The 22,688-nt window shown below is 55.0% G+C and carries 25 protein-coding genes; 5 read left to right on the forward strand and 20 right to left on the reverse strand.

The window, feature by feature from the left end:
- Window positions 1-51 precede the first annotated feature (51 nt).
- The 4 genes from ACMYSP_RS16235 to mutY all read right to left on the reverse strand — a co-directional run bounded on the left by ACMYSP_RS16235 (window position 52) and on the right by mutY (window position 4,043).
- Complete coding sequence (locus tag ACMYSP_RS16235; protein ID WP_434583092.1) at window positions 52-1,311, reverse strand: nucleoside permease; 1,260 nt, start codon at window positions 1,309-1,311, stop codon at window positions 52-54.
- Window positions 1,312-1,548: 237 nt separating this feature from the next.
- Window positions 1,549-2,631: a membrane-bound lytic murein transglycosylase MltC gene (gene mltC, locus ACMYSP_RS16240; protein WP_434587121.1), complete on the reverse strand. Its 1,083-nt coding sequence runs from the start codon at window positions 2,629-2,631 to the stop codon at window positions 1,549-1,551.
- A 53-nt stretch (window positions 2,632-2,684) separates the two neighbouring features.
- Complete coding sequence (locus ACMYSP_RS16245) at window positions 2,685-2,957, reverse strand: oxidative damage protection protein (protein ID WP_123756494.1); 273 nt, start codon at window positions 2,955-2,957, stop codon at window positions 2,685-2,687.
- 27 nt (window positions 2,958-2,984) lie between these two features.
- The gene (gene mutY / locus ACMYSP_RS16250) at window positions 2,985-4,043 is read right to left on the reverse strand and encodes an A/G-specific adenine glycosylase (RefSeq protein WP_434583094.1); all 1,059 of its coding nucleotides are present in this window, start codon (window positions 4,041-4,043) and stop codon (window positions 2,985-2,987) included.
- Between the two features lie 136 nt (window positions 4,044-4,179).
- Here mutY and trmB point away from each other — a divergent pair, with 136 nt between their 5' ends.
- The 3 genes from trmB to ACMYSP_RS16265 are packed head-to-tail and all read left to right on the forward strand — an operon-like array spanning window position 4,180 to window position 5,995.
- Window positions 4,180-4,899, forward strand: a complete 720-nt coding sequence (gene trmB / locus ACMYSP_RS16255) for a tRNA (guanosine(46)-N7)-methyltransferase TrmB (RefSeq protein WP_434583095.1) — start codon at window positions 4,180-4,182, stop codon at window positions 4,897-4,899.
- Window positions 4,899-5,225 carry a YggL family protein gene (locus tag ACMYSP_RS16260; protein WP_434583097.1) on the forward strand — a complete coding sequence of 109 codons (327 nt, stop codon included), beginning with the start codon at window positions 4,899-4,901 and terminating at the stop codon, window positions 5,223-5,225. Before trmB ends, ACMYSP_RS16260 begins: the two co-directional genes overlap by 1 nt.
- 50 nt (window positions 5,226-5,275) lie before the next feature.
- Complete coding sequence (locus tag ACMYSP_RS16265) at window positions 5,276-5,995, forward strand: DUF2884 domain-containing protein (RefSeq protein WP_434583098.1); 720 nt, start codon at window positions 5,276-5,278, stop codon at window positions 5,993-5,995.
- Window positions 5,996-6,047: 52 nt separating this feature from the next.
- Here ACMYSP_RS16265 and ACMYSP_RS16270 read toward each other — a convergent pair whose 3' ends face one another.
- The 8 genes from ACMYSP_RS16270 to ACMYSP_RS16305 all read right to left on the reverse strand — a co-directional run bounded on the left by ACMYSP_RS16270 (window position 6,048) and on the right by ACMYSP_RS16305 (window position 12,873).
- The gene (locus tag ACMYSP_RS16270; protein WP_434583099.1) at window positions 6,048-7,295 is read right to left on the reverse strand and encodes a sugar ABC transporter permease; all 1,248 of its coding nucleotides are present in this window, start codon (window positions 7,293-7,295) and stop codon (window positions 6,048-6,050) included.
- 4 nt (window positions 7,296-7,299) lie between these two features.
- The gene (locus ACMYSP_RS16275) at window positions 7,300-8,136 is read right to left on the reverse strand and encodes an ATP-binding cassette domain-containing protein (protein WP_434583100.1); all 837 of its coding nucleotides are present in this window, start codon (window positions 8,134-8,136) and stop codon (window positions 7,300-7,302) included.
- A 58-nt stretch (window positions 8,137-8,194) separates the two neighbouring features.
- Window positions 8,195-9,244 (reverse strand): ABC transporter substrate-binding protein, encoded by a 1,050-nt coding sequence (locus ACMYSP_RS16280; protein ID WP_434583101.1) that lies wholly within the window; start codon window positions 9,242-9,244, stop codon window positions 8,195-8,197.
- Window positions 9,245-9,559: 315 nt separating this feature from the next.
- Entirely contained in the window at window positions 9,560-10,699 is a 1,140-nt protein-coding gene (gene hemW, locus ACMYSP_RS16285; RefSeq protein ID WP_434583102.1) for a radical SAM family heme chaperone HemW, read from the reverse strand.
- Window positions 10,692-11,285 (reverse strand): XTP/dITP diphosphatase, encoded by a 594-nt coding sequence (locus ACMYSP_RS16290; RefSeq protein WP_434587123.1) that lies wholly within the window; start codon window positions 11,283-11,285, stop codon window positions 10,692-10,694. Before ACMYSP_RS16290 ends, hemW begins: the two co-directional genes overlap by 8 nt.
- A 12-nt stretch (window positions 11,286-11,297) precedes the next feature.
- The gene (yggU, locus tag ACMYSP_RS16295) at window positions 11,298-11,588 is read right to left on the reverse strand and encodes a DUF167 family protein YggU (protein ID WP_123756503.1); all 291 of its coding nucleotides are present in this window, start codon (window positions 11,586-11,588) and stop codon (window positions 11,298-11,300) included.
- Window positions 11,585-12,151: a YggT family protein gene (locus ACMYSP_RS16300; protein WP_123756504.1), complete on the reverse strand. Its 567-nt coding sequence runs from the start codon at window positions 12,149-12,151 to the stop codon at window positions 11,585-11,587. Before ACMYSP_RS16300 ends, yggU begins: the two co-directional genes overlap by 4 nt.
- Window positions 12,152-12,168: 17 nt before the next feature.
- Window positions 12,169-12,873, reverse strand: a complete 705-nt coding sequence (locus ACMYSP_RS16305) for a YggS family pyridoxal phosphate-dependent enzyme (protein WP_434583103.1) — start codon at window positions 12,871-12,873, stop codon at window positions 12,169-12,171.
- A gap of 16 nt (window positions 12,874-12,889) precedes the next feature.
- On the opposite strand from ACMYSP_RS16305, the gene ACMYSP_RS16310 reads away from it, so the two are divergent.
- Window positions 12,890-13,870 carry a type IV pilus twitching motility protein PilT gene (locus ACMYSP_RS16310; RefSeq protein ID WP_434583104.1) on the forward strand — a complete coding sequence of 327 codons (981 nt, stop codon included), beginning with the start codon at window positions 12,890-12,892 and terminating at the stop codon, window positions 13,868-13,870.
- A gap of 334 nt (window positions 13,871-14,204) precedes the next feature.
- The gene (locus tag ACMYSP_RS16315) at window positions 14,205-14,858 is read left to right on the forward strand and encodes a LuxR C-terminal-related transcriptional regulator (RefSeq protein WP_434583105.1); all 654 of its coding nucleotides are present in this window, start codon (window positions 14,205-14,207) and stop codon (window positions 14,856-14,858) included.
- A gap of 74 nt (window positions 14,859-14,932) precedes the next feature.
- On the opposite strand, the gene ruvX is transcribed toward ACMYSP_RS16315, so the two are convergent.
- The 8 genes from ruvX to metK all read right to left on the reverse strand — a co-directional run bounded on the left by ruvX (window position 14,933) and on the right by metK (window position 22,661).
- The gene (gene ruvX, locus ACMYSP_RS16320; RefSeq protein ID WP_123756508.1) at window positions 14,933-15,349 is read right to left on the reverse strand and encodes a Holliday junction resolvase RuvX; all 417 of its coding nucleotides are present in this window, start codon (window positions 15,347-15,349) and stop codon (window positions 14,933-14,935) included.
- The gene (locus tag ACMYSP_RS16325; RefSeq protein WP_123756509.1) at window positions 15,349-15,912 is read right to left on the reverse strand and encodes a YqgE/AlgH family protein; all 564 of its coding nucleotides are present in this window, start codon (window positions 15,910-15,912) and stop codon (window positions 15,349-15,351) included. Before ACMYSP_RS16325 ends, ruvX begins: the two co-directional genes overlap by 1 nt.
- Before the next feature lie 614 nt (window positions 15,913-16,526).
- Window positions 16,527-17,474: a glutathione synthase gene (gshB, locus tag ACMYSP_RS16330; RefSeq protein WP_434583106.1), complete on the reverse strand. Its 948-nt coding sequence runs from the start codon at window positions 17,472-17,474 to the stop codon at window positions 16,527-16,529.
- Window positions 17,475-17,494: 20 nt separating this feature from the next.
- Entirely contained in the window at window positions 17,495-18,226 is a 732-nt protein-coding gene (gene rsmE, locus ACMYSP_RS16335) for a 16S rRNA (uracil(1498)-N(3))-methyltransferase (protein ID WP_434583107.1), read from the reverse strand.
- 87 nt (window positions 18,227-18,313) lie between these two features.
- Window positions 18,314-19,021, reverse strand: coding sequence for a deoxyribonuclease I (endA, locus tag ACMYSP_RS16340; protein ID WP_434583108.1), 708 nt, complete (start codon window positions 19,019-19,021; stop codon window positions 18,314-18,316).
- Between the two features lie 94 nt (window positions 19,022-19,115).
- Complete coding sequence (locus ACMYSP_RS16345) at window positions 19,116-19,616, reverse strand: SprT family zinc-dependent metalloprotease (protein WP_434583110.1); 501 nt, start codon at window positions 19,614-19,616, stop codon at window positions 19,116-19,118.
- A gap of 80 nt (window positions 19,617-19,696) precedes the next feature.
- Window positions 19,697-21,091, reverse strand: coding sequence for a sugar porter family MFS transporter (locus ACMYSP_RS16350; protein WP_434583111.1), 1,395 nt, complete (start codon window positions 21,089-21,091; stop codon window positions 19,697-19,699).
- Window positions 21,092-21,506: 415 nt separating this feature from the next.
- Entirely contained in the window at window positions 21,507-22,661 is a 1,155-nt protein-coding gene (metK, locus tag ACMYSP_RS16355; RefSeq protein ID WP_041147193.1) for a methionine adenosyltransferase, read from the reverse strand.
- Window positions 22,662-22,688: the final 27 nt, after the last annotated feature.

Raw genomic sequence — 22,688 nt, forward strand, 5'->3', positions numbered from 1 at the left:
AGACGGGGCGCTGCATGTTGTTGCTTTCTGGTATTGCCACCCGGTGGCGTATTAATGCGCGATGGTAGCCTGCGCGCCTGCCGGTGCTCGTACGTGTTTGTACTTAAACAGGGCGATAAAGGCGATAGCCAGCACCAGTGAGTATGCCGCAAAGATCAGCCATACCGGCTGCCAGTCGGTGATACCATTGGTGGTATACATTTCCACGACTTTCCCGCTCACCACGCCGCCGAGGATACAGCCGAAGCCGTTGGTCATCATCAGGAACATCCCCTGGGCACTAGCGCGGATTTCCGGACGCACTTCTTTCTCAACAAACACCGAACCCGAGATGTTAAAGAAGTCGAAAGCACAGCCGTAGACAATCATCGACAGCACCAGCAGCACGGTACCGAACGGTGTCGGGTCGCCATAGGCAAACAGACCAAAGCGCAGCATCCAGGCGAAGATACTGATGATCATCACATTCTTGATGCCGTAGCGGCTAAGGAAGAACGGGATGGTCAGAATGAACAGGGTTTCGGAGATCTGCGAGATCGACATCATCACCGACGCGTGTTCAACGATAAAGCTGCCGGAGAACAGCGGGTTGTTATCGAAGCTGTGCAGGAAGGTGTTCCCGAACATGTTGGTGATTTGCAGTTCAGCGCCTAATAGCATGGAGAAGATAAAGAAAATCGCCATGCGCTTGTTTTTGAACAGGGCAAAAGCGTCCAGGCCCAGCATGGTGCTCCAGCTCTGGTTTTTCTGCTGATTAGAGACCGGAATATGCGGCAGTGTCAGGGTGAACAGCGCAAGGATAATGGAAAGCGCTGCGCCGATATACAGCTGCATATGGCTCAGTTCAAAGCCGGCAAAGCTCACGCCCCACATGGCGATGATAAAGCCGATGGTGCCCCAGATACGGATCGGTGGGAAATCGGTCACGATATCCAGCCCGGCGGATTTCAACCGGTAGTAGGAGATGGTGTTGATCAAGCCCAGCGTTGGCATATAGGCCAGCGAGTTAAGCAGGATGACAAAGAACATTTCTCCCGGCGTAGTGACCTGGGCCGCCATAAACAGCGTACCGGCTCCCACCAGGTGACACAGCGCATACACCCACTTTGCGCTGACCCATTTATCCGCCACGATCCCAAGCAGCGTCGGCATCAGGACCGCCGCAATGCCGAGTGAACTGTACACGGCACCGATAGACGCACCATCGAACTTGAGCGTCACAAACATATAGGAGCCGAGTGTTGTCAGCCAACTACCCCACAGGCAGAACTGCAGAAACGACAAAATTTTAAGCTGCAGCTTAAGGTTCATGTTATTTTCCTCACAAAATGGCGGGGTTCTTGTTTTGTTAATTACATACAGGGTTGCTGTTTGATGCGATTCTATCAGTCCCGGTGGTTATGTTTTGTTACCTTCCGCAAAAAAATGCAATCCACATTAGCTTGCAGATTAAATTGTGATGCAAATAACATTTTCGTATGAAGTGCCGGCAAGGGCGATGGAATACCCGGCCCTTTCTGGTCTTGAAAGGGCGGGTGAGGGCGAGGCTTATTTCCGGCGGTAGGACTTCTGCGCGGTATTTACCTTATACAGGTAACGGCGAGACTCTGCGGACGGATGGCGGTTGGTGATGGTGGAGTAAACATCACCCGGCGTCATGCTGTTAATGATGTTAGCTGCCTGAACCTTATCGCTGGAGAAGATGCGCAGAACGCTACCCGCTCCCCCGTTATAGGCGGTGATCACCGCATAGCGCCGCGAGGTCGGGTTATCGATGCCTGACAGATACACGTTATTCAGCATTGCCAGATAGGCGGTGCCGGTATCGATGTTATTTGCCGGGTCGAACAGATAGCTGCGGCTTGGCAGCCCCGATTTACCCTGCGAACGATAGACGTCTTTCCCGGCGCTGTGCTGAACCACCTGCATCAGGCCCAGCGCATCAGCATGGCTGACGGCATACGGGTTAAAGGACGATTCCGTCTGCATAATCGCCAGAATCAGCGACTCATCCACGCCATATTTCCGCGCCGACTGACGAACGTAGCCGATGTACTTATGCGCACGTTTGTCGAGGTGATTGGGCACCAGATTAATGGTAATGCTGTAGATAATGCGCAGGCCGTTGCTGCGACTTTTTAGTCGCGTCTGTAGCAGATAGTCAGCATAGCGTGACGCGCGCCACTCCCAGCGGATCGGATCGCCGTGGTTATCGACCACCTGGCCGTACAGGAACGGCTCTTTCGAGATCTGAATGTCGTCAGCATCGGAGTAGAGATCGATGGAACCCGGATCGTCGCCCATCAGCAGGGTCTTGATGATCGTCTGGCGTAAACGGCCGGTCGGATCGGTACCTGCAATGGTCTCGACGGTAATGGTCCCCTCATCAAAGTTGATGTGGCTACGGGTCTGATACTGGTCGGTGTATTTGACGTAGTCCTTCGGCCCGGCGAGCAGAACTTCGTTATAACCCCAAATATTTTCAATATTGTGGGCGAACTGACCCATCAGAATATCGAAGCCGTTGGTGTCCTTGACCCAGGCTTCGTTATACCCGGCGCCCTTTTTATTAGAGCTGGAACACGAAACGAGCAAAGGCGCGATGAGCGCTAGCGCTAAATATTTTTTCATCATTCCGGGAGTGTGCGTTGTGTTTGTTGTGCTTAAGGGTCATCTGACGACGACTATTTTTCTGGCGGCGTGTAGCCTTCAATGTGCACATCTTTCCCTTCAAACAGGAACTTGATCATCTCTTGTTCCAGCAGCTTGCGGTGTTCCACGTTCATCATGTTGAGCTTCTGCTCGTTGATTAACATGGTCTGCTTATGCTGCCATTGCGCCCAGGCTTCTTTAGAAATCTCGTTATAGATACGTTTGCCTAGCTCGCCCGGATACAGCTGGAAATCCTGGCCATCTGCTTCACGCTGCAGGAAAGTACAAAAAATTGTTCTGCTCATTAGTGATCCTCTTTATTCGCCAGAAAACTATGCCAGTGCCCCGGCTTTTAGTTGTTGCAACAGGCGCTCGACGGGAGCGGCCAGTCCGACCGACGGCGGCTGCGCTAAGTTATACCAGAGTGCGTTGCCTTCATCCATGCATGACCCGGATGAATCTACCTGAAGCCACATCGGGACGATATCCAGATGAAAATGGCTGAAAGTATGGCGGAACGCGGTCATCTGCGTCAGATTATCGGCCTTAATCTGCCGCTGAGCCAGCCATTCACGCAGTGCGGACTCCTCCTCAAACTGAGGAAAGCAGAATAATCCGCCCCATAATCCCACCGGCGGACGCTGAGCAAGGAACACTTCATTGCCGTGCTGCATCAGCAGTAAATAACCGGTACGTTCCGGAATAATCTGTTTCGGTTTTTTGCCTGGATATTGCGCCCAGGAATGGTTTGCATAGGCAATGCAGCCATTATGCAGCGGGCAAATTTCGCATTTAGGTTTCGATCGGGTGCAGACAATCGCTCCGAGATCCATCATCGCCTGGTTAAAACGCTCGACCCCGTTGGCTGGCGTAACCTCTTCGCTTATCTGCCACAGGCGCTTCTCTACCTCTTTTTTCCCCGGCCAGCCGCTGACCGCGTAGCAGCGTGCCAGTACCCGCTTCACGTTACCATCCAGAATGGGGAAATGTTGGCCGAGAGAAAGCGATAAAATCGCACCCGCCGTCGAGCGCCCGACGCCGGGCAGCGCGGCCACTTCGTCAAAGGTTTGTGGGAATTGACCGCCGTGCTGGTTGGCCACCTGCTGTGCGGCCTTATGTAAGTTACGCGCGCGGGCGTAATAGCCCAGCCCGGTCCACAGGTGCAGGACTTCATCCAGCGGCGCCTCGGCCAGATCGGTAACCGTCGGGAAGCGCGCCATAAAGCGTTCAAAATAAGGGATAACCGTTGTGACCTGGGTTTGTTGCAACATCACTTCGGAGAGCCATACTTTGTAAGGCGTTTTGCCGATTTGCCACGGCAGGGTTTTACGGCCGTATTTGTCGTACCAGTCCAACACCTGGGTTGAAAATTGCGCGGCGAGAAAAGTCAAAGGTACAGCTCCGGAATCGCGAGAACAGGGTGGCAGATTGCAGCATAAGGGCGACAGGCTGTAAACCCTTGCATCCGTCGGGTAACTTTGGATAATGCCCGTTTTCCGAACACTTTCACAAGCAGACTTAACTTTTATGAAAAACGACGTCATATCTCCGGAATTCGATGAAAACGGCCGCCCGCTGCGCCGCATTCGTAGCTTCGTCCGCCGCCAGGGGCGCCTGACTAAAGGGCAACAGCACGCGTTGGATAACATTTGGCCGGTGATGGGCGTTGAATTCAACGAAGCACCACTCGACTTCTCCGCGTTGTTTGGCCGCGAAGCGCCGGTGACCCTGGAAATCGGTTTCGGCATGGGCGCCTCGCTGGTGACCATGGCGAAGGCCAAGCCCGAGCAGAATTTCCTCGGTATCGAAGTCCACTCGCCTGGCGTCGGGGCATGCCTGGCCTCCGCAGAAGAAGAGGGTGTCCAGAACCTGCGCGTCATGTGTCACGATGCGGTGGAAGTGCTGCACACCATGATCCCGGATAACTCCCTGAATATGGTGCAGCTGTTTTTCCCTGACCCGTGGCATAAAGCGCGTCATAATAAACGCCGTATCGTCCAGGCACCTTTCGCTGAGCTGGTAAAAAGTAAGCTGAAACTGGGCGGCGTCTTCCATATGGCGACCGACTGGGAAGCCTATGCAGAGCATATGCTGGAAGTGATGTCATCGCTTGATGGCTATCGTAACCAGTCGGAAAGCAACGATTACGTACCGCGCCCGGAATCACGTCCGGTAACCAAATTTGAACAGCGTGGTCATCGTCTTGGCCACGGCGTATGGGACTTAATGTTCGAGAGGGTAAAATAATGGCAAAAAATCGTAGCCGTCGTCTGCGTAAAAAAATGCATATCGATGAGTTTCAGGAGATCGGTTTTTCCGTTGCATGGCGTTTCCCGGAAGGGAGCACTGAAGATCATATCGACCAGACCGTTAACGATCTGATCGAGGAAGTGATCGAGCCGAACAAGCTGGCGTTTGACGGCAGCGGCTACCTCTCCTGGGAAGGTCTGATCTGCATGCAGGAAATCGGCAAGTGCACGGAAGAGCATCAGGCTATCGTGCGCAAGTGGCTGGAAGATCGCCAGCTCGCCGATGTACGCACCAGCGAACTTTTTGACGTCTGGTGGGACTAAGTTTGACAAGGGTCGGCAATTGCCGACCCGTTTTGTCTTAAGGGAGCTTTATGATGCGCAAAACGCTGTTGGCGGTGGCATTGTCCGTTACCGCTCTGTCCGCGCATGCGGACTACCAGTGTAGCGTCACGCCGCGTGACGATGTGATCCTCAGTCCGCAAAAAGTACAGGTTAAAGGGGAGAACGGCGACCTGGTGATAATGCCGGACGGTAACCTCACCTGGAACGGAAAGTCGTATGCCCTGACCGCGGCCCAACGCGAGCAGGCACAAGATTATCAGGCCGGGTTGCGCAGCAGCCTGCCGTGGATTGATGAAGGCGCACGCACCAGAGTCGAAAAAGGGCGTCAGGCGTTGGATAAAATCATCACCGAGCAGGTGGGCGCCAGCAGCAGCATGCATGGCCGCCTGACCAAACTCGACGCGCAGCTTAAAACCCAGATGAACCGGATTATCGAACATCGTAGCGACGGTCTGACCTTCCACTATAAAGCGATTGATCAGGTGCGGGCCGACGGCCAACAGCTGGTGAACCAGGCGATGGGCGGCATCCTGCAGGACAGCATTAACGAGATGGGTGCCAAAGCGGTGCTGAAAGGCGGCGGCAACCCGTTACAGGGGATCCTCGGCAGTCTCGGCGGCCTGCAAACGGCGATTCAGGAAGAGTGGAAAAACCAGGAAGCGGATTTCCAGAAGTTTGGTAAAGACGTGTGCAGCCGGGTGGTCTCTCTGGAAGACAGCCGCAAGGCGCTGGTGAGTACCCTGAAATAACATCTTCGCGGAGTGCCCCGGCCTGCGCCGGGACACACCGCATTCAGTTCACTCAGGCACGCCCGTGGGAAACACGAGAACGGCGGGCCAGAGAGTCAATAATCACCGCAATCGCCAGTACGCAGCCGGTAATGATATAGCGCAGCGACGACGGCAGATTCAATAACGTCAGACCATTCGAAATTGCCTGAATCACGATGATCCCCAGCAGTGCGGACCAGGCGCTACCGCGTCCGCCGAACAGGCTGGTGCCGCCGATGACCGCGGCGGCAATCGCGTTCAGGTTCACATCACCGGTCCCCGCCTGCTGGCTGGCGGAGGCGAGACGAGACGCCGCCAGAATCCCACCGAAGGTCGCCAGGGTGGTACAGAGCATAAAGGCGCTGACGTAAATGGTCCGCACGTTGATTCCCGAACGGCGAGCGGCCTCGCGGTTGCCGCCTACGGCAAACATCGAACGCCCCCATTGAGTACGCTTGAGCGCATAGTTGAGTATCATCACAAACGCCACGAACAGGCCGAAAATCCACGGCACGCCGCGCCCAAGGTTAAGATAGAACACGGCGGCTTCAAAAATCACCGTCAACACAATGGCGCGCAGCAACAGCGAGCCGACGGCTTCTGCCGAGAGATTCGCTGCCAGACGGCGGGTTCGCGTTTTGAGGCCAAAAACCACCATTGCCAGTCCGGGCAACAGCGCCATCAGGTGGGAGAACCAGCCGGGCATCACCATCAATTGACCGAAACGCACCAGCGGTGAGGCGTAGGGCAGATTGATACTGCCGCTGGGACCGAGGATATACAGCTGCAGCCCGAGCAGCGCCAGCAGGCCAGCGAGCGTCGCCACGAAGCTCGGCATCCCGACGCGGGTATACAGCAGGGCGTAAATAAGGCCGACGCCGAGCCCGCACAGCAGCGCGACGGCAATCGCTGCGGCCACCGGCCAACCGGCATTCACCCACAGTACGCCGACTATTGCCGAGGCGAGGCCGCTCATGGAACCGACGGAGAGGTCGATCTCTCCGAGCATCAGCACGCAGACGATACCCAGCGAGATAAAGCCCACGGTGGCGCAATCAAACAGCAGGTTGACCAGGTTATTGGGGGCGATAAACACCGGGTTAAGATAAGTGAAAACCAATGAGATCACGATCAGGCCGGCGATGACCGGCGCGGTGCCGAGATCGCCGGTCCTGATGCGATTGATTTGCGCACGCACCACGCCGAACAGGCCATCGTTGTGCCTGACGCGCTCATCGCTACGATCCAGGGCAGGGCGAGATTCTATCTTGCTGTTCATAACGTTAGCTCACTTCTGTAGAACGTAACTGTGATTTCCGTTCGACACGGCGTGACACGGCATTCTCGGTGGCACCGGTAATCGCCGCCACCAGATCCTGGTTTGATGCATCGGGGGTGAAAATGCCTTTGTTGCGCCCCAGCCGCAGGACCACAATCCGATCGGCAACCGCGCGCACGTCTTCCATGTTGTGGCTGATAATAATGACCCCGAGCCCACGCTCGCGAACGCGCTCGATCAGGTTCAGCACCTCCGCGGTTTGCGCGACGCCGAGCGCAGCGGTGGGCTCATCGAGCATGATGATTTTAGGGTTCATCAGCAGCGAGCGCGCAATCGCCACGGTCTGACGTTGGCCGCCAGAGAGCGATGCGATTGGCTCGCGCACCGACGGGATCCTGGCCGCCAGCTCCTGCAGCAGGGTCCACGCCCGAACCTCCATCGCGACTTCATCAAGCTGGAAAGGCGAGATCTCGTGGCCTAAAAACAGGTTGGCCACCACATCGAGATTTTCGCACAGCGCTAAATCCTGGAAGACCGTGGCAATGCCGTATTCCAGCGCTTTGCCGGGGCTGTCGAGGGTGATGATGTTGCCGTCGAACTCAATGGTTCCGGCGGTGGGCTGGTGGACGCCAGCGAGGATTTTCACCAGCGTTGATTTACCTGCGCCGTTATCGCCGACCAGCGCGACCACTTCTCCGGCGTGGACTTCCAGCTCGATATCGGTCAATGCGCTGACCGCGCCGAAGTGTTTCGAGACCTGACTCAGTTTCAAAATGGGTTGCCTGGTGCTGGCGACATTGTCTTGTTTTTGCGTGTGTTCGTGCGACTGTGCTTGCAACATAAAAGAGACCTCAATCATGGCGAAACTACGCCCGCCGCAGAAGGCGGGCGCAGGGACATCACTGTTTCTCGATACCTAATTTCTGGCAGGCTGCAGCATAGTCGCCGCTGCAAACCTGAGCGTAGGTCTGGATCTTTTTATCGAAGATTTCCGCTTTGATATTTTTGGCGGTGATCACCGCCGGGGTAAACAGCTGTGAAGGTGTGTTGTACAGCGTGGTGCTCGCCTGTGGTTTCTTACCCTGGATTAACTCCACGGCCACTTTTGCCGCGGCGGCGGCAACGATTTCTGACGGTTTGGAAATGGTGTTGTACTGGTCACCGGCAATAATGAGCTGCAGTGCGGCGATGGTCGCGTCGTTACCGGTGACCGGCGGGACAGGCTGAACGCCGGCGGCTTTGAAGGCGGCAATCGCGCCACCACCGGTGCCGTCATTGGCGGCAACCACGCCTTTAATCTTGTCGCCAAAGCGGGTTATCTGTCCGGCAGCCCACTCCTGCGCTTTCGGCGGCGCCCACTCCGGGGTATCAAACTCCGCCAGCGTAGCGTAGCCCGACTCTTTCAGCCCGCGATGAATACCATCGCGGATAAGCCCCGCGGCGGCATCGGTCGGCGAGCCGTTAATCTGCAGAACCCCGGCCCCTTTCGGCACGCCGCTCTCTTTCAGATGGTTAACCAACGATTGGGAAATGGCGTAGCCGATACCTTCGTTATCAAAAGAGACGTAAAAATCCGCCGGTTTACCGGGGATCGGCCGGTCATAGGCGATCACTTTCACATCCTGCGCCTGGGCATTTTCCACCAGCGCAGCGGCGGCAGAAGAGTCAACCGGGTCGAGTACGATAATCTTTGCCCCCTGAGCGATGACCGAGTTGAACTGCTGTTGTTGCAGCGTCGCGCTGGCGTTGGCGTTTTGATAAATAACCTTACAGTCCGCGCACAGCTTGCTCATTTCGGCTTTGAAGCCCGGGAAATCATGCTGCTCGTATCGCGTGGAGGCCTGATCGGGCATTAAAAAAGCCACGGTCGCGGATTCTGCCGCCTGCGCCGAGGCGGCCAGACTGCCGGAGATTGTTGCGAGTGCGATAAAAATATTACGGTAATTCATTGTATTACCCTCTTTTTTATAGGCGTGTTCCCGCCGGGGTTGAGCCGGCGTCACTCAGACTTTTTTAATAAGAGTTACCAATAATTCACATGTAGGATACTTCGGTTTTACATTTGCTCAACCGATGAAGCAGGATTACCATTGGCGAAAAAAGGAGTCAAGAAATGGAAAAATGTCGATGCAGATCTGTGACTGGTCGCAAAGAACTGAATAAAAAAACAGCGACTCATTTGACCGAAACGCGGGCGACAAAAACGGTGGGGTGAGGGCGGAAAAGTGTACGAAAAAACGGGCGGTAGGGAACCGCCCGAGGGGTTACGCTTCGCTGAGGAACAGCTCCAGCAGCGAGTTTAAAAACAGCTTGCCGTGCTCGGTTATCTGCCAGTATTGCGCATCTTCGGTCAGATAACCCTGCGCGAGGGCGGCCTCGATTTGTGGGCGGATCGTACGCTCGTCCAGGCCGGTATAGCGGCTGAACTCATCGCGCGGCGCCGCTTCCAGCAGACGAAAACGGTTCATAAAGAACTCGAACGGCTTATCACAGGCTTCCACATCATGCTGGCGTTCGAGGTAACGACCCTCCATGTAACCGCGCGGGTGGCGGGTTTTCGCCGTACGCAGAATTCGTCCGTCCGGGAAGGTGATTTTGCCGTGCGCGCCGCAACCGATGCCAAGGTAGTCACCAAAGCGCCAGTAGTTCAGGTTGTGCTGACACTGGTAGCCAGGTTTGGCATAGGCTGAGGTTTCGTACTGCTGGTAGCCCGCAGCACTTAGCAGAGCATGGCCCTGCTCGTAGATGTCCCACAGCGCGTCGTCATCCGGCAGCACCGGCGGACGGGAGCCGAACAGCGTATTTGGTTCAATGGTCAGCTGATACCAGGAGAGATGCGGCGGATTGAGCGCGATGGCCTGGCGTAGATCGTCCAGCGCCTCTTCCAGTGACTGATCCGGCAGGCCGTGCATCAGGTCGAGGTTAAAACTGCGCAGCCCGAGGCCGCGGGCCAGGTGTGCCGCTCGTTTGGCCTCGTCAGGGCCGTGAATACGGCCAAGGCGCTGCAGCTTAGGTTCACTAAAACTTTGTACCCCGATGGAGATGCGATTGACCCCTGCGCGCTGATACTCAACGAAGCGATCGGCCTCCACGGTGCCAGGGTTGGCCTCCATGGTGATCTCCGCATCGGCGGCCAGCGGCAGGCAGGCGCGTACACCATCCAGCAGGGTTTGCATTGCCGGGCCAGAAAGCAGGCTCGGCGTGCCGCCGCCGATGAAAATAGTGCCGATTTCACGACCCTGGGCGTAGGCGGCATCGGCCCGCAGGTCGCTCAGCAGATGCTGCACGTAATCGTCGTGCGGCACCTCGCCTTTCAGCGCGTGCGAGTTGAAGTCGCAGTACGGGCATTTCTGCACGCACCAGGGAATATGAATATACAGGCTCAGAGGCGGCAAATTAGCCATTACGTAATGCTTCCAGTAACAGTTTCAACGCGCGTCCACGGTGGGAGATCGCGCTTTTTTCTTCACGGCTGAGTTCCGCTGCGGTTTTACCCTCAGTAGGTACAAAGAAGATCGGGTCGTAGCCGAAGCCACCCTGACCGGCCGCCTGACGGGTAATCACGCCCGGCCAGCTGCCGTGGCACACGATCGGCGTCGGGTCAGCCGCATGGCGCAGATAGACCAGCACGCAGTGAAACTGCGCCTGGCGTTTGTCGTCCGGAACGTCCTGCAGGGCATCCAGCAGCTTTTCCAGATTCTGCTGGTCACTGGCGTCTTCACCGCTGTAACGTGCCGAATAGATCCCCGGCGCGCCGCCCAGGGCATCGACTGCAATACCGGAGTCGTCAGCAATCGCCGGTAAGCCGGTGATCTGAGCGGCATGGCGGGCTTTCAGTATCGCGTTTTCGATAAAGGTCAGCCCGGTTTCCTCGGCGGAATCCACGCCCAGCTCGGTTTGAGCGACGATATCCAGACCAAAATCTTCCAGCAGCGAGGCCAGCTCGCGGACCTTCCCGGCGTTACCGGTGGCGAGAACAACTTTTTGCATCATTAATCCTGTTTATTCTGTCAGCGCCGCGACCGCGGTCGGGATCTGTTGCGGGTTGATGATTTTTATCTGTTTATGGCGGCCAAGCTCCCCTTTTTCAAGAAGTACCTGGCTTTTCGCGACACGAAACTGTTTGGCGAGGAATTTAACCAGATGAGCGTTAGCCTGGCCATCAACGGGTGGTGCGGTAATGGCGACTTTGAGTTCGTCGCCATGTAACCCAACAATGCTATCACGGCTGGCCTTGGGCTGAATATACAGCCGCAACACCAGCCCGTCAGCGCAGAGTTCGACGGCACTCATAGCGCCATCCATAACCCCGGAAGCAGAACGTTGCCGGTTGCCTGCAGCAGTTCAGCGACGCCCATATTGACAACGTACAGCAGCAGAACCAGTACCATCGGCGAGAAGTCGATGCCGCCCATCGATGGCAACATTTTGCGAATTGGGCGCAGCAATGGGTCAGCCAACTGCATCAATACAAACTCCACCGGGCTGCGGCCCTGGCTCACCCAGCTCATGATCGCCATCAGCAACAGCACCCAGAAAATCAGCAGGCCGATGGTTTTAAGCAGAATCAGCAGCGCGGAGATCCAGATTATCGGCTGGAAGGTGACCACCATAAACAGCACGATGGCTTTCACCACGCAGAGAATAAATGCGATCAGCAGCGATGAGCTGTCGATGGGACCCATCGCCGGGATAATGCGGCGCAGCGGCCCGACGACAGGCTGGGTGACCTTAACGATAAACTGCGAAAAGGGATTGTAAAAGTCGCAGCGTGCCCACTGCATCCAGACGCGTAGCAACATAATCATTGTGTAAAGCTCAATGACGGTTGCCAGCAGGAAAGTCAACGTCTTCATGGCGTTCCTCAGATTCCTTAATTATTGCTATAGTCGCGCGCACCGAAAATTGCGGTACCGATGCGCACCATGGTGCTTCCCGCCGCGATTGCGGCTTCCATATCGTCCGACATGCCCAGAGATAATGTATCGACCGTAGGGTATTGCGTTTTCAATCGCGCAAATGCTACCGCCATTTGTTGGGCCACGGCAAACTGCCTTACATATTCTGACTCTGGTGCCGGAATTGCCATCAGCCCGCGTAGCTGCAGGTTTGGCAGCACGGCAATCTCTGCCGCCAGGGCATCCAGCGCGTCCGGAAGAATGCCAGATTTGCTCTGCTCGTCGCTAATATTTATTTGAATCAATACATTCAGCGGCGGCAGGTGCGAAGGGCGTTGTTCACTTAATCGCGTGGCGATTTTCAGACGATCGACGGTGTGGCACCAGTCAAAATGTTCCGCCACCAGACGACTTTTGTTGGACTGTAATGGCCCAATAAAGTGCCATTGCAGATGGCTGGCTCCGGCCTGTTGGAAGTGGCGAATTTTCTCCACTCCTTCCTGAACATAGTTTTCACCAAAGGCCACCTGGCCTGCTGCCATCGCCTCTTCAATCGCGCTCGCAGGTTTTGTTTTACTCACTGCAAGCAACATCACTTCTGCTGGATCGCGGCCGCAACGTGCGGCAGCGTCTGAGATTTTGTCCCGGACCTGTGCCAGGTTATGCGCAATATCGTTCATATTCCGAGGATGAGTTATGGAGCTGGAAGAAATTGTGGCCCTTAGTGTAAAGCATAACGTCTCCGATCTACACCTGTGCAATGCGTCACCACCCCGCTGGCGGCGCCAGGGAAAACTGGAACCCGCGCCATTTCATACGCCGGATATCGTGCAGCTGCTTCATGAGCGGCTCAACGATAAGCAGCGCGTGCACTGGCAGGTCAACGGACAGGTCGACTTTGCGTTAACGCTGGCCAGCGGACCACGGCTGCGCGCCAGCGCTTTTTGCCATACCCGTGGCGTATCGCTGGCGCTGCGCCTGCTGCCGGAAAGCTGTCCTCTGCTCCCCGCGCTTCGGGTCCCGGATGCGCTGACGGAACTGCTGAATGAAGAGAGCGGTTTGATTCTGGTGACCGGCGCCACCGGCAGCGGGAAGTCCACCACGCTGGCGGCGATGGTTCATCACCTTAATCAGCAGCGTGATGGCCATATTCTGACCCTCGAAGATCCGGTGGAGTTTATACACCGCAGCGAGCGGTGCCTGGTGCAGCAACGAGAAATCGGACGTGACTGCCCCTCCTTTACTTCCGCTCTGCGGGTAGCGCTGCGCCAGGATCCCGACGTTATTTTGCTGGGGGAGCTGCGCGACAGCGAAACTATTCGTCTGGCATTGACCGCCGCAGAGACCGGCCATCTGGTGATGGCGACGTTGCATACCCGTGGTGCGGCGCAGGCCGTCGAGCGCCTGGTTGATGTTTTTCCTGCACAGGAGAAAGAGCAGGTCCGCAGCCAGCTGGCGGGAAGCCTATGTGCCGTCCTTGCCCAGAAATTGTTACCTACTGTGTCAGGCGACAGAATTGCGCTATACGAGCTTTTGGTGAATACCCAGGCGGTGGCAAATTTGATCCGTGAAGGGAAAACTCACCAACTGCCTGGCGTGATGCAAACCGGGCAGCAAACCGGAATGCAGACTTTTACTCAAAGTTTTCAACAGCGTGCGGCATCCGGTCTGTTATAAGCGTTTGTTTATCATTCAGTTGTCATGCCAGTTGAGTGTTACCGCAATGTTTTATTAATGTTTGCGGCTATTGTATTTGAATATTACTCAGCGTAAATGACCAGGCCAAATGAATGATGATAGTCATGCTCGTAGTGCATTGTTCTCTCATATTCAGGAAAAAAATAAGATTATCTTTTGACACTTTTCGTAGGTTCGACTTATGCTGTTTGTGGGAATAGGACTTTTCCCATGAAATATTGTTTTAATTTGTAAATTTATTAATTTTTTGTAATTTTAAGTTTAATTAACTTAACCGCCAAGATGGTGGGTTGCTTGCTAAGGAGAGTTTTAAGTGATTAATTTATCAGGTAATTATTCTGGTTCTCGTCAGGTTGTTTTTATTACCCATCCGTCAATTCAGAGTAAGGCATTTGCCTCGTATCTGACAGATTCATTGTCGGTTATGGTGACGATTCATAATATCAATAAGCCGCTGACTCAGCGTTTGCCGAAAGAGGCTGTAATATTGTTTGATATTGCCGTGTCTAATAAAAAGCTGAATGGCCTGTGGCGGGATATTATTCGATCTTATGCTGACAGCCCGCGTTTACTGATTATCAACAGCGCGCAAAAATATGAACTCTATGAAATGGCGCAGTGGCCGGCATTGTACGGTGTCTTCCGCCATGACGATGATGAATCGCGCTTAATTGAGGGCGTTAAGGCCGTACTAAATGGCGAACAGACGGCTGAATTGAGCGTGATGCACCCGGCGATGTATGCCGCGGATCATGCATCGATCCCTGCGGAGAGCTCGCCGTTGACCGAGCGTGAGTGCGAAATTCTGAATGAGCTACGCTGTGGCGCCACCAATATGGACATTGCCCGGGCATTGTTCATCAGCGAAAACACCGTACGTACGCATCTGTACAACGTTTTCCGTAAGCTGAGCGTGAAAAACCGTACCCAGGCCGTCAGCTGGGCAAATGAACATTTGCGTCACTAAGGTGTTCGAACGGTCACAGGAAGCGATGGCGCCAGGCAATGTGCAGAAAAAGGCGCCATCCGCCCCGGGGTGATTCAGAAACCTTGCTCGAAGTAGCTTTCGAGGATAATCACCGCAGAGGCCGAATCAATACTGCCTTTGTTCAGGGCGCGGAATCCGCCGTGCTCGAAGAGCCCGGCACGGGCTTCCACGGTGCTCAGGCGTTCGTCGTGTAAGGTGATTTTCACCCCAAAACGGCCATGAATTTTATTGGCAAAATTACGTGCCCGCGCGGTCAGTGGCTGCTCGGTGCCGTCCATATTGAGCGGCAGCCCAACGATAACGGCCTCTGGTTGCCACTCTTTAAGCAGTTTTTCGATCAGGTTCCAGTCCGGTTTGCCGTCCTGTGCTTTCAGGGCCGGAAGAGGGCGGGCAGTCCCGGTAATTCGCTGACCGACGGCGACGCCGATGCTTTTGGTGCCGAAATCAAAACCCAGTAATGTTCCGCTCATTATGCGTGCCCCGCTACGCCAGACATCGTCACAATATCGATACCAATCAGCTTAGCCGCGTCGCGCCAGCGGTCGGCAATCGGGGTTTTAAACAAAATATTCTGATCAGCCGGGGCCGTCAGCCAGGCATTATCCAGAATCTCCTGCTCAAGCTGTCCTTTCTCCCAGGAGGAATACCCGAGGGCGACCAGCACGTTGTCTGGCTGCTTATCCGTACCGAGTGTTTCCAGCACGTCACGGGAAGTGGTAATCACCGTGTTATCGGAAATGCGAATGCTGGAAGAAAAATCAGACGGTGGTGAGTGCAGAATAAAACCGCGATCTTCTGCCAGAGGGCCACCAAGCATCACCGGCTTATCCAGGCGAATATCCGGGTTACGCGGCTCAGCGACAATCTTTAACTTCTCCAGAATTCCGTCAATCTGCAGATTTTCCAGCGGCTTATTGATGATAATCCCCATGGCGCCATCCTCGTTATATTCGCAGATATAGACCACGGAGCGGCGGAACATAGGATCCTGAAGAGCAGGCATGGCAATCAGAAAGTGATGCTGTAAATTCATTGTCAGAGGTTCTGTTCCTGGTTCAAAAAGCAGCATCCAGTATGCGGGTAAACCCTGGACCTGTCGATTCAACTTTATCTTTCAGCCGACAGATGCGTTGATTTCCTCGCTCGAACCGGTCACATAGTAAACTATGCTCCCGGTCTCTCGCTGCGTCATCGCCTTCCTGTCAGCTGAAATCTTTCGTTGAATCTGGCGATTATCTTTCAGCCGACAGATGCGTTGATTTCCTCGCTCGAACTGGTCACATAGTAAACTATGCTCCCGGTCTCTCGCTGCGTCATCGCCTTCCTGTCAGCTGAAATCTTTCGTTGAATCTGGCGATTATCTTTCAGCCGACAGATGCGTTGATTTCCTCGCTCGAACCGGTCACATAGTAAACTATGCTCCCGGTCTCTCGCTGCGTCATCGCCTTCCTGTCAGCTGAAATCTTTCGTTGAATCTGGCGATTATCTTTCAGCCGACAGATGCGTTGATTTCCTCGCTCGAACCGGTCACATAGTAAACTATGCTCCCGGTCTCTCGCTGCGTCATCGCCTTTCTGTCAGCTGAAATCTTTCGTTGAATCTGGCGATCTTACAGGCTACAGATATGGACATATAGCCTGAAATTCCCTATTTGCCGAGGCGCTTTTCGATAGCGTCCATCAGCATACCGGTGATGGAGATCGGGAAGGCGGCTTCGATTTCACGCACGCAGGTCGGGCTGGTCACGTTAATTTCCGTCAGGCGATCGCCGATGATATCCAGGCCGACGAAAATCAAACCTTTGGCCTTCAGCGTCGGGCCGACACGGCGGGCAATAGCCCAGTCGCTCTCGCTTAACGGACGCGCTTCACCGCGACCGCCGGCGGCCAGGTTGCCGCGGGTTTCACCACCCTGCGGGATACGCGCCAGGCAGTAAGGAACCGGCTCGCCGTCAACAACCAGCACGCGCTTATCACCCTCTTTGATTGCCGGCAGATAATTCTGCGCCATGCAATAACGGCTACCCAGCTCCGTCAGCGTTTCCGCAATGACCGGCAGGTTAGGATCGCCCTCTTTCACGCGGAAAATGGAGGTGCCGCCCATCCCGTCCAGCGGTTTAAGAATAATATCGCCGTGTTTGTCCCAGAAGGCTTTCAACTGGGCCTTATTGCGGGTCACCAGGGTTTCCGGCGTCAGGTCGGCGAACCAGGCGGTGAACAGTTTCTCGTTACAATCGCGCAGGCTCTGTGGCTTGTTGACGATCAGCGTCCCTTTATCTTCGGCGCGCTCCAGAATGTAGGTGGCGTAAATAAACTCGGTATCGAACGGCGGATCCTTGCGCATCAGAATGACGTCGAGGTCCGCCAGCGGCAGATCCTGCTCGCCGGTGAAGTCGTACCACTTATCGTAATTCTGCTCCACGCTCAGCGTACGCGTGCGTGCGCGCGCTTCACCGTTGATTAAGTACAGGTCGTTCATCTCCATATAATGGAGTTCATAGCCGCGACGCTGCGCTTCCAGCAACATGGCGAAGCTGGTGTCTTTCTTGATGTTGATGGTTGCGATGGGGTCCATCACGATGCCGAGCTTGATCATTGTTATTCTCCGTTAACGCTTCAACCTAAGTCGCCAAAACGCACCTGCAGGGCGGTGATGGCAGTGAGCGCAGTTGTCTCTGTACGCAGAACGCGCGGTCCCAACAGAATATCAGTAAACTGGTAGCGAGCGGTCATCGCGATCTCTTCCGCCGACAGACCACCTTCCGGCCCAATCAGCAAACGAACGCGCTCGACCGGCAGCGGCAGCGTGTTAATACTGGCGCTGGCACGCGGGTGCAGGTTGAGCTTCAGGCTATCATCCTGCTCGGCACACCAGGCTTCCAGCTGCATCGCCGGGCGAATCTCCGGCACCACGTTGCGGCCGCTCTGCTCACAGGCGGCAATGGCAATTTTTTGCCATTGTTGGATCTTTTTCTGCAAACGTTCGGCATCCAGTTTAACGCCGCAGCGCTCGGAAAACAGTGGCGTTATGAGGCTTACACCGAGTTCAATCGATTTTTGAATGGTGAATTCCATCTTTTCGCCGCGCGACATCACCTGGCCGAGGTGGATATGCAGCGGTGACTCGCGATCGTCGGTCTCAGCGCTGAGCACCTCAACCAACACGTTTTTTTTGCCCGCTTCAGCTATTACCGCGTTGAACACCTGATTGCTGCCGTCAAAAAGCTGAATCTCCTGGCCTTTACCCATACGTAATACGCGACCAACGTGGTTGGCGGCATCATCAGAAAGGGCGATTTGGCTACCTACCGTAATAGGCTCCGGGTGGTGGATGCGAGGGATGCGCATGCTTGATATTCCGTTCTACGCGCAGGCTCACCGTTGCCGAAAGGCCGGAGGATGAACCTGCAAATTAACAATTGTCGCTAGTGTAGGTTAGCTCTTTTGCGCCTGGCAAGCTTGCTGGACATATGGATTGTGGTTGCCCTGAACTTTAGCGATACGTTCGTCGCGTTCGCACTCCCAGGAGGTCACCGGATACATCTTATCCCAGGCGGTAAACAGCTGGGTTTGCTGACGCGAGAGAGTCAGCTGATAGGTATCACGCATATAGAAGTAGGTGCGGGCGATAGCACCACGAGCGCGGGCTGGTGGCTCGGCAACTTTGTCTTTGAAATCGACTTTCATGGCGCACTGGCCGTACTGGCCTTCGCCGCCGTTCCATTGACCATACATAAAGTTTGCACGATCGCCGTTCACCTCACCGACCGCCGGCTGCAGGTTGTGCATATCGCTTTCTATTTTGCGATACACCGGGTCTTTGGCGCAGTTTTTACGCCCGCCATCCTGCCAGCACTGGCGCTGATGGCCAAACTGCCACGCGGGGACAACGTGCTCCCACTCTACCCGGCTGGCGCGGTTTTCATTTTTACGCACTTTATAACCGCAAGACTCCAGATCGATAACACCTTTTTTCCCCTGCCAGTTAATTTTACAGCCGCAGTAAAAATCACCGGGCGCGTCGGCATTCACTTTCACACCGGCGGATTTGGCCTGAGAAAAACTGTTGATTCCTTCGGCCGCAACCTGGCCACTGAACGCCGCGGTCAATAACGCCGCGGCAATAACATCAATACGGGACATCGTAAACTCCGTGTCAAAACGAGCCCGCAACGTAGCGAATGCGATTGTCAGATGCAATCAGCCAGATCAGAAAATTTCCAGTTATACCCGATATTTACTCTTCAGCGACCAGCAGATCGCCGCAGCGCACGCAGCGGTAGGTCGCTTCGCCCCGTACCACTCTATTGTGGCGGCGAACGGTGAGCTGATGCTGTTGGCACTGACAGCGATAGGGGAAGGTGTTCTGACGAACGGAGTCGAGTTCGAATCGATGGGTGCGTTTGGCTTCGACGCCCAGGACGCTTTCCATCATCCATTTCCACTCTTTCCCGTGTGGCGCCACGCGGCCGAAGTGTTTCCACGTCAGCAGATGTGCCAGCTCATGGGGCACTACCTCGTCAATAAAGTCCTGTTGGTTTTCCAGTAGCAGCACCGGGTTGAGGCGAATTTCGTTTTTTTCCAGCCAGGCGGTGCCGGCGGAGGTTCCGCGCTGCTGATAGACCAGCGTTGGTTCTGGGTACTGGCGGCCCAGTTTGAGGTTCGCCTGGGCAAGTTTTTCCCGCAGGCTGCGCATGACGGCCTGTTGAATGGCGATGGGGATGCGGGGTGTTTTCATAGCGCCAGAGGATAGTGCGCTGTGGCGGGGAGAGCAAGGGAAAGACGCTTCCTCCCGGGGGAGGGAGGAAGCGTAGAAGGTTAGTTGCGAGCGCCGATTTCGCGCAGCTTACGCCCGCTCATCAGGTTACGTTCGATGTGCTCCAGCGAAACGCTTTTGGTTTCCGGGATAAGCCACAGTGTCACGAAAATAAACAGCACGTTCAGACCACCGTAAACCCAGAAGGTGTTCGCGCTGCCCAGCGAGTTAAGCATGGTCAGGAAGGTCGCACCGACGATCATATTGGCAATCCAGTTGGTCGCCGTTGAACAGGTGATACCGAAATCGCGGCCTTTCAGCGGCTGAATTTCAGAGCACAGCACCCAGATCAGCGGACCGGCGCTCATGGCGAAGCCAACGATAAACATCAGCAGCATCAGCACGGAGAAGTACTGTGCAGCCGCAGAGTGGATCCCGATGTGCATCATTGAGCCCAGCACGCCCATACCGACGGCCATCACGATAAAGCCGAGGATCAGCGTTGGCTTACGGCCCCAGCGGTCAACCAGCCCGATGGCGATAAAGGTCGCCAGCACGTTGGTCAGACCGACGATCACGGTCCCCCACATCTGTTCGGTGGTGTTTGCATAGCCTGCCAGTTCAAAAATTTTCGGCGCGTAATACATGATGACGTTCATACCGGTGAACTGTTGCATCACCTGCAACAGAACGCCAAGGAACACTGCGCGGCGGAAGTTACTGTTTTCTTTGAATAACGCCCAGCCAGACTGTTTGATCTTCAGGCTTTCACGAATTTCATCCAGCTCGCGTTTGGCTTCGGCGCTGGTATCACGCAAACGCAACAGTACGCGTTCGGCATCCACGAAACGGCGTTTGGCGGCAAACCAGCGCGGGCTGTCCGGCAGGAAAATCACGCCAACCAGCAGCAGAATCGCCGGGATGATAATCACGCCCAGCATCCAGCGCCATGCGCCGCTGTAGCTGAAGGCGGTGTCCGACAGGTAGGCGCCGAGGATCCCGATGGTGATCATCAGCTGATACATCGAAATCATACTGCCGCGGATTTTTTCCGGGGCGATTTCAGACAGGTACAGCGGTGCGGTATATGAGGCGACACCAACCGCCAGGCCAAGCAGCACGCGGGAAATAAGCAAGACTTCCACGTTCGGCGCTGCCGCTGAGAACAGCGAACCGGCAACGAACAGGATAGCGCCGATCATCAGGCTTTTTTTACGGCCGAGGCGGAAGGAGAGCCAGCCGCTGCCCACGGCACCGACGGCGGCACCGAACATCATGGAACTCACTACCCATTCCTGAGTGTGAGCGCTTATCTGGAACTCGTTGGCAATAAAAGGTAAGGCACCCGCAATGACACCGATATCGAGGCCGAAAAGCAGGCCTGCCAGCGCGGCGAGGAAACAGACAAAGAACGTCATCGTTTTGTTCGAGCGCCCTTGTTTTTTGTTGTCAGGCATAACGCCCTCCAGTTGAGTTATTGATTCTGTCGTTGGTTAGAGTAGGGGAGTCGATGACAAAAAAACGTGATAGCAATCACGACTGTGTAAACGGTTACACAAGGGTAAAGAAATGTAATCTGTTAAATATTATTAAATTCAAATAGATATATGATTATAAAGCTGGCTTAAAAAAGCGATAATCAGACAATGCTGAAACATTATGCAACATAGTGAAAAGTTGTTTCACTAACCGATAATCGCGGGTAAAGAGTGGCGTTTATGCTCATGTAATCGCTTTCATTTAGTGGCCGAAGGGAAATTAGCGTAGCGGCAGAAAACGGCACAGGGCGCTGGAAAAGCGAGGAAAGGCGGGGAAAGGACGCAATAAAAAGGCCAGCACGAGGCTGGCCTGTTCAGTAGCAAAGCGGCGGGATTATTTCAGACCGGCAGCTTCACGCAGCAGTGCGGCTTTGTCGGTTTTTTCCCATGGGAAATGTTCGCGACCAAAGTGACCGTATGCGGCAGTTTCTTTGTAGATCGGGTGCAGCAGGTCCAGCATCTGGATCAGGCCGTATGGACGCAGGTCGAAGAATTCACGCACCAGCAGAGTCAGCTGCTCAGAGGCGATTTTCTCGGTACCGAAGGTCTCTACCATGATCGAGGTGGGTTCAGCCACGCCGATGGCGTAGGAAACCTGAATCTCACAACGGTCAGCCAGGCCAGCAGCAACGATGTTTTTCGCCACATAACGGGCTGCGTATGCCGCGGAACGGTCAACTTTAGATGGATCTTTACCGGAGAACGCGCCGCCGCCGTGACGAGCCATGCCGCCGTAGGTATCTACGATAATTTTACGACCGGTCAGGCCGCAGTCGCCCATCGGGCCGCCGATAACAAAGCGTCCGGTTGGGTTAATGAAGAATTTGGTGGCGCTGCTCAGCCATTCGGTCGGCAGAACTGGCTTGATGATCTCTTCCATCACCGCTTCCTGCAGTGATTTCTGATCGATATCTTCGGCGTGCTGAGTAGACAGAACGACCGCGTCGATGCCGACGATTTTGCCGTCATCGTACTGGAAGGTCACCTGGCTTTTCGCATCCGGGCGCAGCCACGGCAGCGTGCCGTTTTTACGCACTTCAGCCTGACGCTGCACCAGACGGTGCGCATAGGTGATCGGCGCTGGCATCAGCACGTCGGTTTCGTTGGTGGCATAGCCAAACATCAGGCCCTGGTCACCGGCGCCTTGTTCCAGCGGATCGGCACGGTCAACGCCCTGGTTGATATCAGGGGACTGTTTGCCGATGGCGCTCAGCACGGCACAGGAATTGGCATCAAAGCCCATATCGGAATGCACATAGCCAATTTCACGAACCGTGTTACGGGTAATCTCTTCGATATCAACCCACGCGCTGGTGGTGATTTCACCACCCACCAGCACCATGCCAGTTTTGACATAAGTTTCACATGCGACGCGCGCTTTCGGATCCTGTTCGAGGATCGCATCTAACACTGCATCGGAGATTTGGTCAGCAATTTTGTCTGGATGCCCTTCTGATACGGACTCGGACGTAAATAGGTGTTTTGCCATGTTTTATTTTACCTGTGGAGTATTCGT

This window comes from Klebsiella sp. R390 (genome assembly GCF_051131745.1).
In the GTDB taxonomy this organism is placed as follows: domain Bacteria; phylum Pseudomonadota; class Gammaproteobacteria; order Enterobacterales; family Enterobacteriaceae; genus Klebsiella.

Coding starts and splice junctions, on each gene's coding strand:
- ACMYSP_RS16235 (WP_434583092.1), bottom strand. CDS start 1,311: ATGAACCTTAAGCTGCAGCTTAAAATTTTGTCGTTTCTGCAGTTCTGC.
- mltC (WP_434587121.1), bottom strand. CDS start 2,631: ATGAAAAAATATTTAGCGCTAGCGCTCATCGCGCCTTTGCTCGTTTCG.
- ACMYSP_RS16245 (WP_123756494.1), bottom strand. CDS start 2,957: ATGAGCAGAACAATTTTTTGTACTTTCCTGCAGCGTGAAGCAGATGGC.
- trmB (WP_434583095.1), top strand. CDS start 4,180: ATGAAAAACGACGTCATATCTCCGGAATTCGATGAAAACGGCCGCCCG.
- ACMYSP_RS16260 (WP_434583097.1), top strand. CDS start 4,899: ATGGCAAAAAATCGTAGCCGTCGTCTGCGTAAAAAAATGCATATCGAT.
- ACMYSP_RS16265 (WP_434583098.1), top strand. CDS start 5,276: ATGATGCGCAAAACGCTGTTGGCGGTGGCATTGTCCGTTACCGCTCTG.
- ACMYSP_RS16270 (WP_434583099.1), bottom strand. CDS start 7,295: ATGAACAGCAAGATAGAATCTCGCCCTGCCCTGGATCGTAGCGATGAG.
- ACMYSP_RS16275 (WP_434583100.1), bottom strand. CDS start 8,136: ATGTTGCAAGCACAGTCGCACGAACACACGCAAAAACAAGACAATGTC.
- ACMYSP_RS16280 (WP_434583101.1), bottom strand. CDS start 9,244: ATGAATTACCGTAATATTTTTATCGCACTCGCAACAATCTCCGGCAGT.
- hemW (WP_434583102.1), bottom strand. CDS start 10,699: ATGGCTAATTTGCCGCCTCTGAGCCTGTATATTCATATTCCCTGGTGC.
- ACMYSP_RS16290 (WP_434587123.1), bottom strand. CDS start 11,285: ATGCAAAAAGTTGTTCTCGCCACCGGTAACGCCGGGAAGGTCCGCGAG.
- yggU (WP_123756503.1), bottom strand. CDS start 11,588: ATGAGTGCCGTCGAACTCTGCGCTGACGGGCTGGTGTTGCGGCTGTAT.
- ACMYSP_RS16300 (WP_123756504.1), bottom strand. CDS start 12,151: ATGAAGACGTTGACTTTCCTGCTGGCAACCGTCATTGAGCTTTACACA.
- ACMYSP_RS16305 (WP_434583103.1), bottom strand. CDS start 12,873: ATGAACGATATTGCGCATAACCTGGCACAGGTCCGGGACAAAATCTCA.
- ACMYSP_RS16310 (WP_434583104.1), top strand. CDS start 12,890: ATGGAGCTGGAAGAAATTGTGGCCCTTAGTGTAAAGCATAACGTCTCC.
- ruvX (WP_123756508.1), bottom strand. CDS start 15,349: ATGAGCGGAACATTACTGGGTTTTGATTTCGGCACCAAAAGCATCGGC.
- ACMYSP_RS16325 (WP_123756509.1), bottom strand. CDS start 15,912: ATGAATTTACAGCATCACTTTCTGATTGCCATGCCTGCTCTTCAGGAT.
- gshB (WP_434583106.1), bottom strand. CDS start 17,474: ATGATCAAGCTCGGCATCGTGATGGACCCCATCGCAACCATCAACATC.
- rsmE (WP_434583107.1), bottom strand. CDS start 18,226: ATGCGCATCCCTCGCATCCACCACCCGGAGCCTATTACGGTAGGTAGC.
- endA (WP_434583108.1), bottom strand. CDS start 19,021: ATGTCCCGTATTGATGTTATTGCCGCGGCGTTATTGACCGCGGCGTTC.
- ACMYSP_RS16345 (WP_434583110.1), bottom strand. CDS start 19,616: ATGAAAACACCCCGCATCCCCATCGCCATTCAACAGGCCGTCATGCGC.
- ACMYSP_RS16350 (WP_434583111.1), bottom strand. CDS start 21,091: ATGCCTGACAACAAAAAACAAGGGCGCTCGAACAAAACGATGACGTTC.
- metK (WP_041147193.1), bottom strand. CDS start 22,661: ATGGCAAAACACCTATTTACGTCCGAGTCCGTATCAGAAGGGCATCCA.